14 protein-coding genes and 1 riboswitch are annotated in these 15,505 nt (G+C 29.4%); of the genes, 8 read left to right on the top strand and 6 right to left on the bottom strand.

Features of this window, described 5'->3' with window-relative positions:
• Positions 1-64: 64 nt before the first annotated feature.
• The 6 genes from T514_RS0106575 to T514_RS0106550 form a co-directional block, all read right to left on the bottom strand.
• Positions 65-835: an ABC transporter ATP-binding protein gene (locus tag T514_RS0106575; RefSeq protein WP_027624055.1), complete on the bottom strand. Its 771-nt coding sequence runs from the start codon at positions 833-835 to the stop codon at positions 65-67.
• Positions 819-1,760, bottom strand: coding sequence for an ABC transporter ATP-binding protein (locus T514_RS0106570; protein WP_027624054.1), 942 nt, complete (start codon positions 1,758-1,760; stop codon positions 819-821). Before T514_RS0106570 ends, T514_RS0106575 begins: the two co-directional genes overlap by 17 nt.
• 24 nt (positions 1,761-1,784) lie before the next feature.
• Entirely contained in the window at positions 1,785-2,600 is an 816-nt protein-coding gene (locus tag T514_RS0106565) for an ABC transporter permease (RefSeq protein WP_034868352.1), read from the bottom strand.
• Position 2,601: 1 nt separating this feature from the next.
• A complete protein-coding gene (gene nikB / locus T514_RS0106560; RefSeq protein ID WP_027624052.1) occupies positions 2,602-3,552 on the bottom strand; it encodes a nickel ABC transporter permease in 951 nt (316 codons plus the stop codon).
• On the bottom strand, positions 3,553-5,139 hold the full coding sequence (locus T514_RS0106555) for an ABC transporter substrate-binding protein (protein WP_027624051.1): 1,587 nt from the start codon (positions 5,137-5,139) through the stop codon (positions 3,553-3,555).
• 125 nt (positions 5,140-5,264) lie between these two features.
• A riboswitch (cobalamin riboswitch) is annotated at positions 5,265-5,449 on the bottom strand.
• Positions 5,450-5,692: 243 nt separating this feature from the next.
• Entirely contained in the window at positions 5,693-7,273 is a 1,581-nt protein-coding gene (locus T514_RS0106550) for an N-acyl-D-amino-acid deacylase family protein (RefSeq protein ID WP_027624050.1), read from the bottom strand.
• Positions 7,274-7,525: 252 nt separating this feature from the next.
• Here T514_RS0106550 and T514_RS0106545 point away from each other — a divergent pair, with 252 nt between their 5' ends.
• The 8 genes from T514_RS0106545 (at position 7,526) to T514_RS0106510 (ending at position 15,403) form a co-directional block, all read left to right on the top strand.
• Positions 7,526-8,710 (top strand): M20 metallopeptidase family protein, encoded by a 1,185-nt coding sequence (locus tag T514_RS0106545; protein ID WP_242850564.1) that lies wholly within the window; start codon positions 7,526-7,528, stop codon positions 8,708-8,710.
• Positions 8,711-8,777: 67 nt separating this feature from the next.
• Positions 8,778-10,082 carry a GntT/GntP/DsdX family permease gene (locus T514_RS0106540; RefSeq protein ID WP_027624048.1) on the top strand — a complete coding sequence of 435 codons (1,305 nt, stop codon included), beginning with the start codon at positions 8,778-8,780 and terminating at the stop codon, positions 10,080-10,082.
• A gap of 27 nt (positions 10,083-10,109) precedes the next feature.
• On the top strand, positions 10,110-10,919 hold the full coding sequence (locus T514_RS0106535) for a carbon-nitrogen family hydrolase (RefSeq protein ID WP_027624047.1): 810 nt from the start codon (positions 10,110-10,112) through the stop codon (positions 10,917-10,919).
• Between the two features lie 24 nt (positions 10,920-10,943).
• Positions 10,944-11,738: a serine hydrolase gene (locus T514_RS0106530; RefSeq protein WP_051541858.1), complete on the top strand. Its 795-nt coding sequence runs from the start codon at positions 10,944-10,946 to the stop codon at positions 11,736-11,738.
• Positions 11,739-11,894: 156 nt separating this feature from the next.
• Positions 11,895-12,740, top strand: a complete 846-nt coding sequence (locus T514_RS0106525) for a MurR/RpiR family transcriptional regulator (protein ID WP_027624045.1) — start codon at positions 11,895-11,897, stop codon at positions 12,738-12,740.
• 48 nt (positions 12,741-12,788) lie between these two features.
• Positions 12,789-13,991, top strand: coding sequence for a sensor histidine kinase (locus T514_RS0106520; protein ID WP_027624044.1), 1,203 nt, complete (start codon positions 12,789-12,791; stop codon positions 13,989-13,991).
• Positions 13,960-14,616 (top strand): response regulator transcription factor, encoded by a 657-nt coding sequence (locus T514_RS0106515; RefSeq protein WP_027624043.1) that lies wholly within the window; start codon positions 13,960-13,962, stop codon positions 14,614-14,616. The genes T514_RS0106520 and T514_RS0106515 overlap by 32 nt, the downstream gene beginning before the upstream one ends.
• Positions 14,617-15,016: 400 nt before the next feature.
• Positions 15,017-15,403, top strand: a complete 387-nt coding sequence (locus T514_RS0106510; protein ID WP_027624042.1) for a hypothetical protein — start codon at positions 15,017-15,019, stop codon at positions 15,401-15,403.
• The last annotated feature ends 102 nt before the right edge of the window (positions 15,404-15,505 follow it).

Below are 15,505 nucleotides of genomic sequence, written 5' to 3'. Positions count from 1 at the left end.
AAATTTTTTATTAAAGTTAATAACTGTCCCCAATTGTATAATTTTGATAACCGTCCCTATTATTTTAGTCCTTGAATTTTTTAAATGTATGAATTAGTTTTTTAGTGTAGTCATGTTGAGGATTGTTGTACACATCATAATTTTTACCTACTTCAATAATTTTTCCCGAGTTCATTACTGCTATTTCATCACAGAAAGCTGTAACTAAATCTAAATCATGAGATATAAATAAATAGGTTATACCAAATTCCTCTTGAATCTTCTTTAATAGTTGTATAATTTGAGCTTGTACAGAGACATCTAGCATAGAAGTTGCTTCATCTAAAACTATAAATTTAGGTTTCAAGAGTAAAGCTCTAATAAGGGCTATTCTTTGAATTTGCCCTCCGCTTATTTGATGGGGATATCTACTTAAAATTTCCTCTTTTAAATGGACATATTGCAAAAATTCTTTGATTTTTTCTATTGCCTCATTTTTGTCCATTAAATTGTGAATTAAAATAGGCTCTAGTAAGCTAAACAATATAGTTTTACTAGGATTTAAAGAGGTATCGGGATGTTGAAATATTATTTGCATATTTTTTCTTAAATCTATCATGTCTCTTGATGAGTATTTTGTTATGTTGTTACCATCAAAATATATCTCTCCGCTATTACAAGGAAGAAGTTTAAGAATTGCTCTGCCTAAAGTGGATTTGCCACAACCACTTTCTCCTATAAGTCCAAGGGTAATTCCTTTTTTTATATGTAAAGATACATTATCTAAAACTAAAGATTTGGACTTTATAAAGCTATTTCCTTTAAAGGTTTTAGTTAAATTATTTACTTTTATCAAATAAAAAGCACCTCACTTTAGAGCCATTTTCCATTGTATAAAAATCAGGTTTTACTAATGAACATATAGGCATTTTATTAGGACATCTTGGTGAAAATTTACATCCTATAGGAGGATTAATAAGACTAGGAGAAGAACCTTCCATAGGCTTTAATCCTTTATGGGGCTGAGAAAATACAAGTCCTTTGGTATAAGGATGATTAGAATTTTCTAAAACGTTATAAGCCTTTCCAATTTCCACTATATCACCAGCGTACATAACTGCTATATCATCACATAAATTTTTAGAAAGCATTAAATCGTGGGTAATTAAAAGCATGCTACAATTATGATCATTAGTTATCTTATTTAAGGTTTCATAGACTTGTTCACGAACTATAGCATCAAGTCCTTTGGTAGGTTCATCTGCAATAATCCAATTAGGATTAGAATATATACCCATAGAGGCCAAAATCCTTTGTTTCATACCACCACTAAGCTCAAAGGGGTAGGACTGAGAAACTTTATAAGGATCTGGAAGAAATAATTCTTTTAATAAATTAAGTACTTTGATTTTACGAGTTTTTCTATTTTCATCTGCTCCTTCACTTATTTGTTTTCCTACCTTCATTATTGGATTTAAAGCAGTACCAGGATTTTGAGGTATTAAAGATATATCATTTCCTCTTAAATTTCTCATATTATCAATATCTAATGATAATAAATTAATATTTTTATATAATATTTCACCAGAAATAATTGCATTACCAGATAAAAGTCCTAATATGGATAATCCTAATACAGATTTACCACTACCTGTTTCACCTATAAGCCCTAGTACTTTTCCCATAGGTATTTCTAGAGAAATATTGTCTACAGCTCGCACATTTCCTTCTTTAGTGGGGAACTCCACATTTAAATTTTTTATACATATATCCATGTTCATGAAAATTACCTCATTTATGTATTCTTATATATATTGATTATAAATATTTTTTCCTTTGTCCAAATAATCTCTTATAAAATCTCCAATTATATTAATACTTAAACTTAAAAGCATAATAGCAATACCAGGAGCTATTATTAATATAGGATGACTAAGATAATAGGTTTTAGCATCACTTATCATTATTCCCCAATCAGGGGTAGGGGGTTGCAATCCAAGTCCTAAGAAACTAAGACTTGCTATGGATAATATAACTTTGCCTATTCTTACTGTAAATAAAACTATAAAGGGGCCTATTATATTTGGAATTATGTGATGAATTATTATATAAAAGTCCATGGCACCAATAGCTTTAGCACCTTCTATATAATCTTCTTCACGTATACTTAAAACTTCACTTCGTACTATTCTAGAAAAACCAGCCCAAGATGTAATAACTACAGATAACAATATGCTTTTTATACCAGGTCCCATTATTCCTATGATAGCAATCATAAAGCTCATTGAAGGTATGGATTGTAGTATGCTTACTATTATTTGTATAAAGGAATCTAATTTTCCACCATAGTAACCAGATAGTATTCCAATTATAAAGCCTAAGATCATAGTTATTATTGAAGCTATAATAGATAGAAGAATGGAACTTCGACCACCATAAAGTAATCTACTAAGTACATCTCTTCCTAAAGCATCTGTTCCTAATAAATGTTCTCTACAAGAAGTTAATAATGCATTTGACATATCAACTTTTATAGGATCATAAGGAGATATTAATGGGGCAAATATACTTAAGAGTAGAATTATAGCTAAAGTAACAACAGCAAATTTATATATTTTCATATTAAGATTCACCTCCAAGTCTTATTTTAGGATTTAAAAGCAGGTAGGATAAATCTATAAGTAAGTTAAAAACTATATAAACAATGCCTGTAAACAAAACATAACCTTGTACTACAGGATAATCTCTATTAAATATTCCTTCAATAACAAAGCTACCCATACCAGGGATAGCAAATATGCTTTCGATTATAGCAGTACCACCAAGTATACCAGCAAAGTAATTTCCTATAAGAGTTATTACTGGTAATAAGGAATTTAAAAAGGCATGTTTCATAACTATAATTTTATAGGAAAGGCCCTTTGATTCTGCTGTTATGATGTAATTTTTATTAAGTTCTTTTAAAACATTAGCTCTTGTAAGTCGCATTATTATGCCAATAGTTCCTGAAGCTAATATAAAAGAAGGCATAATAAGACTTTTAAAACCTTCTAAACCACTGGTAGGGAGAATTTTAAGTTTTTCTGAAAAGATTGTTATCAAAATAAACGAAAACCAAAATCCAGGAATAGAAATAAAGATTAAAGCTATAATTCTTCCTATATTATCAAAAAAACTATTATTTTTTACTGCCATAATAACTCCTAAAGGTATTCCAATTAAAATGGCTAGAATTACTGAAAATATGGCTATAGAAAAAGTTACTGGAATTCTTCTAACTAGTTCATCAAATACTGGTGTCCCAGAGATATAAGATTTCCCTAAGTCACAAGTAATGGCTTTCTTCATCCAATTTCCATACTGTATAGGAAGGGGATCGTTTAATCCCATTTCTTCTCTAAGATTAAATAGTTCTGTTTCTGTAGGTTGATTTATACCATCCATAGAAAGAATTTGAAGCGCCGGATCTCCCGGCGCCAATACTCCTAATGTAAAAGAAATAATTGAAACTCCTATAAGTATAGGAATTGAATGAATTAATTTTTTAAATAAGTATTTTAAGGATTGTCTCATTTATTTACTCCATTGAAGTTCTGGAAGAGTAGTTCCATAAATAAATGCATTGTGTCCAGTAACTTTTTTATTAGAAACTACTAAATTAACTTCATTGAAAAGAGGAATTGTAGGAAGTTCTTTAGCTGAGATGTTTTGAAGTTCATTATATATTTCTCCTCTTTTTGCCATGTCCACAGTTTTAGTAGCAGTTTGTAATAATTCATCAACATGAGAATTTTTATATCCTAAGTTATATTCTTTATTCGTATCGCCAGTACTCTTCATATGTGTTTCAAGTATAGTATATGGTTCCATATTTGGTAGTCCACGTCTGTCCATAAATAAATCAAAATTACCTTTTTTAGCAATTTCTCTGGAAGCAGCTAATTCACAATTAACTATAGATACATTTAATCCTATAGATTTCAAAGTAGCTTGTATGTATTCAGCTTCTTCTTTGTAAGGATAAGCTTTTACCAAGTGAGCAGGAACTATAAGTTGAACATCAACAGTTTTACCATTTAATACTTTAGAAGCTAAGTTTTGTGCTTTTTCTAAGTTGTATTCTGGTTTTATATCCTTATAAAAAGGAGAAGTATAGTTTAAAATATTTTGTGTAGATTTTCCGAAGCCGTTATAAAATTTATTAACAATCAAATCTCTATCTAAAGCAAGGCTTATTGCTTGCTTCATTCTAATATCATTAAAAGGAGCTTTATTTCCATTAGCATAAAGATAATGAGAAATTGTTGATTTTTCATATGAACTTGTAAAGTTATCATCTTTTAAAAGTTCTTTAGCTAAATTAGGAGGAATTGCTCCTAAGTCTAAAACTCCCATAATTTCTCCAGATTTTAAGGCTGAAAATCTTGTTTGAGGATCTGGAATAGTTTTAATTTTTATTTTTTTAGATTTTGCTTTTTTACCCCAATAATTATCATTAGCTTCTAACATGCAGTAAGAATTTTTCTTGTATTCTACTAGTTTAAAAGGACCTGTTGCATTAGGTTTATCCACTACAAAGTTTCCATCTTTACCAAAGTCATTTGGATGGAATATAGGACTTCCGAAGTTAACCATATTGTATGGCAGTGTAGGAACTGGATTTTTAAAGTTTAATTTTACTGTATAGTCATCTACTTTAATACAATCAATTAATCCTGGATATATTTTATCTACTTTAAAAGTATAGAAGTTAGATTTACCATTTTTTAGCTTTTTATATCTATCAAAGTTAGCAACTACTACGTCTGCATTAAACTTTTCTCCATTATGAAAAGTTACTCCCTGACGAAGTTTAAAGGTCCATTGTTTTGCATCCTTTGACATTTCCCAAGAACTAGCTAGTTTAGGAGCAGGTTCACCTTTCTTGTCCATAGTAACAAGTGGTTCCCATACATAGGATATAACATTGGTGAAATGTATATTTTCTTTTCCTGGAGCTATATCTCTAGGAGCGGCTAGTACTATTTCTTTATTATTATCAACTTGTGTAGTTGCTTTTTCAGTTTTACTTCCACAGCCTGATAGGGCAATGGATGATACCATTACAAGAGCCAATAATTTATTAAATATAGTTTTTTTACTAGATAGTGATTTAAACATAATCAATCCTCCAATTTAATTTTGAAAATAAAAAAATCTTCTCTTTTATGAGAAGATAGCGGCAAATTATAAATGCTAATATTTATTAGCAAAAAAAGAAACACCTCCTCATCCGCGTGAGCAAATTACAATTAGCTTTTATGGCAGGTCTCCTGACTTGAGATCATAGCAGTATCATTACCTTCCCATTGATAAACAACAGTGGTATACAATGATATGCTCACTCTTACAGTGGCGGGACCGTGTTGGATTTACACCAAGCTTCCCTTTTATGCAACAAAAATGTTACACCATAAAAGTTCATATTATTACATTTTTCACCTAATAATACCACGACATGAATAAAAGTGCAATATGTAAATTGAATTGTAGAGGGGACGGTTATCAACTTCTAAGCTTTTAGGCAGATAGACAGTTAATGAATTTTGTATTTTTATACAGGAGATTTAATAAAAAATTGATAACTGTCCCTAGGTCTTGTTGATAATCGTCCCCAACTTCTTAGTAACTTAATATTAAGTTACTGTAGGATAGGTGAGGGAATAATGAGTTGTTATTTTGTTAATATTTTTCCGTTATAAATCTTATTTTGTACACCATTTTCTAAGGCTATTTCTCCTGATACTAGTACATACTCTATGCCTTTAGGTTTGGCAAAAGGTTCAGTAAATGTGGACATATCTTCTATGGTATCTAAGTCAAATATAACTAAATCAGCAATTTTACCAACTTCTATAACTCCTCTATCACTAAGGTTTAAAAGCTTAGAGGGAAGACCTGTGGCTTTATAAATTATTTTTTCTAAAGGAAGGAGTTTTTTATCTAAGCATGTCCTTATATACCTAGGAAAAGTTCCAAAATTCCTTGGGTGTGGAGTTCCAAATTTAGAATCATTAAAGCTTAAAGCAGCACCATCACTTCCAACAGCCACAATTTCTTGTTTCATAATATATTCTACATCCTCTTCATTCATACTATAATAGATTATTGAAGCAGCACCTTCAGTTTGAAGAATCAATAATTTAACTACTTCTGGTAAAGAGATATTTAGTTTATTGGAGATTTGAAGTAAGCTGCAACCTTGATAATTTTCTTTAGTTCCTTTAGAAGAAGAGACAACTATTTTATCTCCTCCCCCTCTAGAATAGATGTTTTTTTCAATAATTTTTGCAATACTGTCCCACTGAGAACTATTAAATCTATTTTTTATTGCTGATATTCCACCTTCTTGAGCATCCTTAGGGATTAGGGGATAAAGAGAAGTACAAGAAGCTATATATGGATACTGGTCACAGGATATATTAAGGCCTTCAGAAATACCATCCTCTATAAGCTTTAGTAGCTCCTTTCCATGTCCCCATTGAGTTCTTCCCATAAGTTTTAAATGAGAGATATGACAATGAACACCACTTTCTCTAGTGATATCTATCATTTCTTTTACAGAATCAAATACTGTATCCCCCTCGCCACGCATATGAACAGTTAATATAGCATTATATTTTTTCAATACTTTAGATAACTCCACTAATTCTTCTTTTTCTGTAAAACTTCCAGGAGGGTAGACTAAGCCTAAGGACATACCCCATGCTCCTGATTTTAATTCTCTTTCTAAAAGAAATTTCATTTCAGTTAACTCTTTATTAGTAGGTGTTCTATTTTCAAAACCCATAACAGCCATCCTTAAAGTACCATGACCTATTTGAGGAAGAACATTTGTTGCATGAAGTTCTTTATTAACTTTTTCTATATATTCATTTAAGGTTGAAAAATCTAATTCTATTTTATCTGTATTATAGCAAAGAGTTTTACAATAATTTAATATGTCATTTTTTATAGCTCTATTATTAGGAACTAAGGATATACCGCAACTTCCTATTAGTTCTGTAGTTATTCCTTGAAATATTTTACTTTCAAAATCTTTATAAACTAAAAAAGAACTATCAGAATGGGAGTGTATATCAATAAATCCTGGAGCTAATATATGATCTTTCCCATCTATAGATTTTAACCCATCTAAGGAATAATCTTTGCTAATGGTTGCAATTTTATCTTTTATTATTCCTATGGAACCCTTGAAAGGTGTATTACCTTTGCCATCTATTATTAATACATTATTTATTACTAAATCAAACATAAGCATTCTCCCCTTTTCTACAAATATTATGAAAAATATGATTAAAAACTTTATACTTAATTATTTATACCTCACTTATAAATTATATCACAAATTTGTTTGAAATAATAAAAAATTTTCAAAAATAATTTAAATAGAAAATATTTTTTTATTTTATTGCAAAAATAAAAAATAGATGTTAAAATTATATATAAATAATAATAATTTTTCAATTGTATATAAAATTTAAAAAATGATATGGAGGTGATTATTTTGAATTTGGATATTTTAGAAAAGCTAATTAATGAAAATTTGGAATGGATAATTAATGTAAGAAGAGATATTCACGCTAATCCCGAACTTGGAATGAATGAACATAGAACTTCTAAAATTATATATGAAAATCTTCAAGGGCTAGGATTAAAAGTACAACAGGGAATAGGAAAAACTGGTGTGGTTGCTCTACTAGAAGGAAAAGAACAAGGAAGAACTATCTTGTTAAGAGCAGATATGGACGCTCTTCCTATAAATGAATTAACGGATTTACCATTTAAATCAAAAAATAAAAATGTAATGCATGCTTGTGGACATGATGTACATACTTCAATACTATTATGCACAGCAAAGATACTATCAGGGTTTAAAGATGAAATCAAAGGAAATATAAAATTTGTATTCCAACCTGCGGAGGAATGTAATCCAACAGGTGGAGCAAATAATATGATTGAAGATGGAGTTTTAGAGAATCCTAAGGTAGATGCAGCTGTAGCATTACATGTTTGGGACATGCCTTTAGGTAGCATAGGAATAAAAAAGGGGGCTATAATGGCTCAATCCGATAGAATATATATTAAGGTGAAAGGGAAGAGTGCTCATGGTTCTACACCACATCAAGGATTAGATGCTATTGTAGCAGCAGCTCATGTTATAACAGCATTGCAAACTATAGTAAGTAGAAATATTAATCCTTTGGATAGTGCAGTACTTACTTTAGGAGTTATAAATGGTGGATATAGATACAATGTAATAGCAGATGAAGTTAATTTGGAGGGAACTGTAAGAAGTTTCTCCCATAATGTAGCTGATGAAATGCCTGAAAGAATTGACAATATAATAAAAAATGTATGCAGAGCTTTGGGATGTGATTATGAATTCAAGTATGTGAAAGGATATCCACTTACATATAATGATGAAACCTTAACTGAAAACGTTATAGGTATTCTAAAACAATCATTAGGGGAAAAAAGTGTTGTTATAGCTGAAAATCCTGCTACTATTGGAGAAGACTTTTCTTATTTTAATAAGCATGTACCTTGTACTTTTATGTGGTTAGGATGTAAATCAGAAATAAATAAAGATTGCTGTATACTTCATAGTCCAAACTTTATATGTGATGAAGAATCTATCCCTATAGGGATAAAGGCATTATGTGATATAGTTTTAGCAATTTTAAAGTAGAATGGACAATAAATTTAGAGAATATTATTTTAAATAATATAAAAAATATACAAAGGGGGCAATTAAAATGATATTAGGTTTACCAGCTATTTTTGGATTTCTACCATTATTGATCTACATTATTATCTCCTTTAAAGGTGCAGATATGTTATGGATTGTACTACTATGTGTTATCATTGGAGCAATATTAACAGGACAAACCCCAATAACCTTTGGTCAGGCAATAGCTTCAGGAATTGGCTCTTTCTTAGGATTAATTGGATTTATAATTCTTTTAGGAGCAGGACTTGGAGAATTGCTAACTCAAACGGGAGTAGCCCAAAATATAGTTTACCTTGTAATGAAGAAAACTGGTGTTAAAAGTAAGAAACAAGTTATGTTAGCTACTATGTTTGCTTCTACATTATTAGTAAGTTTATTAGGATCTATGGCAGGAGGTAATGCAATACTTGCACCAATAATTATACCTATAGTTGCAACTTTTGGTATAACACCAAGTGCCTTAGGAGTACTTTTACATGGGGCAGGTGCGGCAGGATTATACATAGGACCCTTCGTACCAACGGTTGTAACAACTGTGGGATTAACTGGACTAAGCTATGGACAGTATATGAAATATGCAGGAATACCTGTTGCTTTAATAGTTCTAGTTTCTACTTATTTTGTTGCATTAAGGATTCAAAAGAATACAGAAGGCAAAGAATCATATGGCAAGGAAGATATGGTTGATACAAGTAATTTTGAACCAGATGCTAAAACTAAAAAAGCCACATTTACATTTGCTGCAATAATGATTCTATCAATTGTATATGGCATTTTTGCAAAGGCAGGAGCATCATTTGTTATAACTGTTATGGGAATAACTTCTTTAGCAGTAGGATATATAGCTGGATTCAAACCAGAGGACACTTTAAAGGCTATCATCAAAGGAAGTTCTAGAATGTACTGGTTATTTATATTATTTGTTTTATATGATCCATTCTTAAACTTTGTAACACAATCAGGAGCTTTTGATGCTATAGCTGGATATATAAAACCACTAATAAACGCGGGTGGAAAACCTGTCTTCATGATACTTACTACATTAATAGGTATATTTGGTGTTTCAGGAGCAGCTGTTGCTCAAGAACAAGTAGTGCATACAATGTTTTTACCACTTGTTCAACAACTTAATTTCCCAATGACATTATGGGCTATTGTTTTACTAGTTGGCTCCCAAATTACTTTCTTCGCTTATCCAACTGGAGACATGGTAGGACAGATGGGACTTGCAAGATCAAAAGACTTAAAGGCTATGGTTAAGAATGGTTTAGTAATAACGGCACTTAGCATTTTATATGTAGCGGCAATGGCATTTTTTCATAAATGGTAATTAAATATTATTATGGAGGGGATTATCATGAATATGAATATAGCGATACTACAATTTGATCTAGCTTATGCAGATAAAGAAAAAAACATTGAAACTGTGGAAAGGATATTTAAAGAAAAATTAACTGGGGATGAAGATATAGTTGTATTGCCAGAAACATGGAATACAGCCTATTCCACAGAAATATTTCATAATATTAATAAATTTGCTGAGACAAAAGAGGGACATACTATTGCTAAAATGAAAGAATGGGCAAAAAAGTATAATATCTGGCTGGTGGGTGGCTCTATACCAGTAAAAGAGGGAGAGAAGACATACAATAAGTCACTGCTTATAAATAGATCTGGTGAAATAGTTGGAGAATATGACAAAATGCATTTATATAGTGCTATGGATGAACATATAGCTTTTCACAATGGAGAAAAGATGCCTGTGTTCAATACAGAGTTTGGAGATATATCTACCATAACCTGTTATGATATAAGATATCCAGAACTTATAAGAACTATATCTTTAAGGGGGGCTAAGGCAATATTTGTTGTAGCTAACTTTCCAAATCCAAAATTAAATCATTGGAGAATATTATTACAAGCTAGAGCTATAGAAAATCAATGCTATATTGTAGCCTGTAATAGGGTAGGTGCTGCAGGGGAATGTTCGTATTTTGGACATTCAATGATAATTAGTCCTTGGGGAGAAGTAGTTTCAGAAGGTGATGATAAAGAGGGCTTTGTAAAAGGAGGTATTAACTTTGAAGAAGTTGATAAGGTTAGAAAGATAATACCTGTTTATAGTGATAGAGTTCCTAAATATTATCCAGATGATATATTAAAATAATTATCATTTTAAGGGGTGAGGTTGATGAATGATTTTTATGAAATGGTAGACAAAGTAAAAGAAGAAATAGATGGTTTTAAAGGAACCTGTGGAGTTATTATTAAAAATGAAAATACAGGTGATTGCTTACAATACAATGAAGATGTAGTTTTTCCAGCTGCTAGTATTATAAAATTATCTATATTATTAGAGTTATTTAAAAAGGTTGACAATGGAGATATTAATCTTCAAGAAAGAGTTGTATTAAAAGAAAGTGAGAAAGTTGACGGATTTGGTGTTTTAAAGGAATTGGATTGTGATGTTAATTTAACAATAAAGGATTTAGCTACTTTAATGATAATATTAAGTGATAATGTGGCAACAAATAAGCTAATCCATATTTTAGATATGGAATCAATAAATAACACAATAAAAGAATTAGGAATGAAGGATACTGTACTTGGAAGAAAAATGATGGATGGAGAAGCTAAGAAAAAAGGATTAGATAATTACACATCAGCCAAAGATACTTTAATAATGCTTGAAGCTTATTTAAATTATTCAAATGTTATAAAATTGAGTGCTAAAAATAGAGAAACCATATTAGATATATTAAAAAAGCAACAATGTAATAATAAATTACCACTTTTAATGCCAAAGGATATTTCTTTTGGACATAAAACTGGAGATCTTCCAGGAGTAGAACATGATGCAGGAATAATTTTCTCAAAGATTGGGCAGATTATTATTATAGTTTTGACAAAGGATTTGGAAAAAAATACTTATGGGGTACAATTAAATAACAATATAGGAAAAATAGTTGCAGAATATTGCTGCTAACCACCTTTCAAAATAAAACAATTATTGGGAGTGCATTATATAATATGAGCTGCCAATAATTGTTTTTTATTATATTATATAATTGAAAAAGGACTAAATATTTTATGACAAAAGTATTTATGATAAAATATTATAGAAGGAAAGAGAGGAAATTATATGGAAGATAATATTTTTAATATAATAGAGAAAAAGTATTCTTCATTTACAAAGACTTTTAAACTAATAAGTGATTATGTTAGAAAAAACTATTCAAATATTGTATTTTTATCTATTCAAGAATTAGGGGAAAGCATGGGCGTAAGTAATTCAAGCATAACTAGATATTGCAAAGAACTTGGATATGAAGGATATGCAGAATTTCAAAAAGCAATTCAAACTTTAGTTCAAAAAGATATTACCCCTATGAGAGAAATAAAAAAATCCATTGAAGATTTAAAAGATGAAGAAAATATATTACAAAAGACAATAGAACTAAATACAATTAGCCTTCAAAATATGTATTCAGAGAGTCTGAAAATAGCTTTTCAAAGAGCAGTTGAGTTAGTAAGTGGAGGTAAAAGAATATATATAGCTGGAACTAGATCAACTTTTACAGTAGCCTATTATCTTTACTTTATGCTTGTTAGATTTATGGATAATATTATATTACTTTCTCCAGGACAGATGGATGTATACGATAGAATATATGATATAGATAAGGATGATGTTCTTATAGCTATTAGTTTTTCAAGATATACAAAGTTTACGTCTCAAGTAACGGACTTTTTCAAAAATAAAGGATGTCAAATAATTGCTGTAACAGATAGCTATAGTTCACCTATTGCTGTTAAGGGAAATTGTGTATTAATTTTACAAAATAGTTCAAGTACTTATTCATATGTAGCGGCTATGACCGCATTAAATGCACTTGTTACTGCTGTAGGAGCTAAGGATAAAGAAAGGTCACTTGTTAAGATGAAGGAAAAAGAAGAAAATTGTTTTGAAAATGATATATATATTTAAATGTAAATAAATAAAATAATGAGTTAAGTCACATATTTAGGAGAGATTATGTGGAATAAAAGTTTGCTTGTTTCAATAAGATATTTTTGTATTTTAGCAATAATAGCAATAATAGTCATGAATAAAATAAATTTAACAACTTCAATAATAATATTTATATTTATATTTTTGATAAATAATCAAATAAGATTTTTTTCACTAGATAAGAATATTTATAAAAGTCTATCTTTTATATTGGAAATTATATTTACAGTGATTGCTTATAAATGGATTGGCGGATATCTTATAATGTATTTAATTTTAGCAGCTATAGATAGCAACACATTGTTTAAGAAACCTGTAAAACATATATTTAATATAGGCATAATTTTAGAAGGAATAATACTTTTATTTAATGAAAGTTTAGAATTTAAATTTATAAATATAGTTTTATTAATGGTCTTTATTGGAATATTATATTTAATACAGGATGAAAATGATAAGAAGATTGAAGCTCAAAAACTTTATGATAGACTTAGAATATCAGAAGAAAAGCTTAAAAATGCTAATAGAGATTTGGAGCTATACGCAAGTTCAATAGAGGAATTAACTTTATTAAGGGAAAGAAATAGACTATCACGAGAAATGCATGATAGCGTTGGACATGCATTATCAACAATTGTTATACAGCTTGGTGCTATTGAAAGAATAGTAGAGAAAGATCAACAAGTTGCAAAGGAAGTAACAAAGGAGCTTAGAAAATTTACTCAAAATAGTTTAAATGAAGTTAGAATGGCTGTAAGAGAAATAAAACCTAAAGAATTTGAGGACTATGAAGGAATTTTGATAATTGAAGAACTTATAAAGAATTTTAAAAAGCTCACAGGAGTAGAGGTTAGACTTGCTTTCACAAAAGAAAAGTGGCCTTTAAATGCAGATCAATCCTTTGTAATCTATAGAATAATTCAAGAATTTCTAGCTAACAGTGTAAGACATGGAAAAGCTACAGTTATTCAAATTTTTATGGCATTTGATGATTACAAATTAGTAGTTACATTAAAAGATAATGGAACAGGAAGAGATAGCTTAATAGAAGGTATTGGACTTAAGAGTATGAGAGAAAGAGTAGTAGAAATTGGAGGAAGCTTTGACTATAAAACAAAGCTTGGAGAAGGATTTCTAGTGAGAATAGAGTTAGATAAAGTTGAAAAGCTTAAAATTTATTCCCAGGAGGAACACTATGAAAAAGATCAAGGTAATGCTAGTAGATGATGAAAAGCTTATTAGATCAGGGATGAGCATGATACTTAACACATTTGAGGATGTTGAAGTGATAAGTACTGCTTCGGATGGAGAAGAAGCTTTATCAGAATGTAGAAAAAATGAACCAGATGTTATACTTATGGATATTAGAATGCCAAAATGTGATGGAGTTTTAGGCACAAAGCTAATAAAAAAACAATTTGAAAATGTAAAGATTTTAATTTTAACTACTTTTAATGATATGGAGTATATTCATGACGCATTAAAATATGGGGCATCTGGATACCTTTTAAAAGATAGTGATTATGATTTGATTTATGAAGGAATAAAGGGCTGCTTTAAAGGGAATGTGGTTATTCACCCAGAAGTAGCGTCTAAAATTATTAATGAGAATCTAAATTACAATAAAAAAAGTAATTTAGAGGATATAAAACTTAATTATGATTTAAACGATAAGGAGATAAACATAATTAAAGAAGTAGCCAATGGACTATCTAATAAGGAAATTGCAGAAAAGTTGTTTTTATCAGAAGGAACCATTAAGAACAATATAAGTAACATACTAAATAAGCTTTCTCTTAGGGATAGAACTCAACTTACCATATTTGCATTTAAAAATAATATAGCTGAGTAAAATAAGAGCATACATGAAGGGATTGAATTAAATAAAACATAAGTGCATTAAAAGGACTAACTAAATTAGTGTAGCTTAATTTAAGTGGTAATCCAATCAGCGAGTCTGACAAAGAATTATTAAAGAATTCTTTGAACTGTAAAATAGATTGTAAAATAAATTGGTTTTAAAAAACAATTTAAACCCAATACTTTTTCATAAAGTATTGGGTTTTATTTCATTTGTGTGGATAACATTGGTTATCCTTATTTTATCTGGTATAATAAAAGTATATTTTAAGATGTCATATTAGATATTAATCCTAAAATTTGGTCAATTATAATATAGCTATAAAGAGAAGATAATTGTCATTCAATTGGTTGGACTCCTAGTTAAATGTATGGTCATGGGAGGTTTAATGATGAAAACAATAAAAATGATTTTAATATGTTTTTTTCCAATGCCTTTACTTTATTTATTAAATGTTCTTATATTTAATAAATATCCTGTATTTTTTCCATGTTTTTTGGGATCTTGCACATATATTCCTAGCATAACTAAAATAAATTCTTGTAGCAAAGTAATGGATAATTTATTGGAGAAACATAAAAAAGAATTATCTAATGAAGATTTAATGAATTTACTATTAGTTTTTATATTAACGTGTTTATTTATAATTTTAATACACATAATTGAAAGAAAGGTATTTGTGAATGCTAATAACCTTGAATTGGGATATCCTTTTTGGGGTACTGCAATTATTTTTCAAGTTATGGGATATTTAAAAATTCCTAAAAGATTTTTTTAAAAAGACAGGGGCTGCGGCACTAAGAATAAATCATACAATATATTATGTTAACTTTAAACTTACAAAACAGTATATTGTATGTAAATTCCTTAATGCAACAGC

Source organism: Clostridium lundense DSM 17049 (assembly GCF_000619945.1).
Lineage (GTDB): Bacteria > Bacillota > Clostridia > Clostridiales > Clostridiaceae > Clostridium_AO > Clostridium_AO lundense.
Note: the sequence above shows the minus strand (reverse complement) of the source record. Positions and strands in the feature narration are given on the sequence as shown.

What these genes read in the sequence shown, in the direction of transcription:
- T514_RS0106570 (WP_027624054.1), bottom strand. Translation starts at nt 1,760, where the DNA reads ATGAACATGGATATATGTATAAAAAATTTAAATGTGGAGTTCCCCACT.
- T514_RS0106565 (WP_034868352.1), bottom strand. Translation starts at nt 2,600, where the DNA reads ATGAAAATATATAAATTTGCTGTTGTTACTTTAGCTATAATTCTACTC.
- nikB (WP_027624052.1), bottom strand. Translation starts at nt 3,552, where the DNA reads ATGAGACAATCCTTAAAATACTTATTTAAAAAATTAATTCATTCAATT.
- T514_RS0106555 (WP_027624051.1), bottom strand. Translation starts at nt 5,139, where the DNA reads ATGTTTAAATCACTATCTAGTAAAAAAACTATATTTAATAAATTATTG.
- T514_RS0106550 (WP_027624050.1), bottom strand. Translation starts at nt 7,273, where the DNA reads ATGTTTGATTTAGTAATAAATAATGTATTAATAATAGATGGCAAAGGT.
- T514_RS0106540 (WP_027624048.1), top strand. Translation starts at nt 8,778, where the DNA reads ATGATATTAGGTTTACCAGCTATTTTTGGATTTCTACCATTATTGATC.
- T514_RS0106535 (WP_027624047.1), top strand. Translation starts at nt 10,110, where the DNA reads ATGAATATGAATATAGCGATACTACAATTTGATCTAGCTTATGCAGAT.
- T514_RS0106530 (WP_051541858.1), top strand. Translation starts at nt 10,944, where the DNA reads ATGAATGATTTTTATGAAATGGTAGACAAAGTAAAAGAAGAAATAGAT.
- T514_RS0106525 (WP_027624045.1), top strand. Translation starts at nt 11,895, where the DNA reads ATGGAAGATAATATTTTTAATATAATAGAGAAAAAGTATTCTTCATTT.
- T514_RS0106520 (WP_027624044.1), top strand. Translation starts at nt 12,789, where the DNA reads ATGTGGAATAAAAGTTTGCTTGTTTCAATAAGATATTTTTGTATTTTA.
- T514_RS0106515 (WP_027624043.1), top strand. Translation starts at nt 13,960, where the DNA reads ATGAAAAAGATCAAGGTAATGCTAGTAGATGATGAAAAGCTTATTAGA.
- T514_RS0106510 (WP_027624042.1), top strand. Translation starts at nt 15,017, where the DNA reads ATGAAAACAATAAAAATGATTTTAATATGTTTTTTTCCAATGCCTTTA.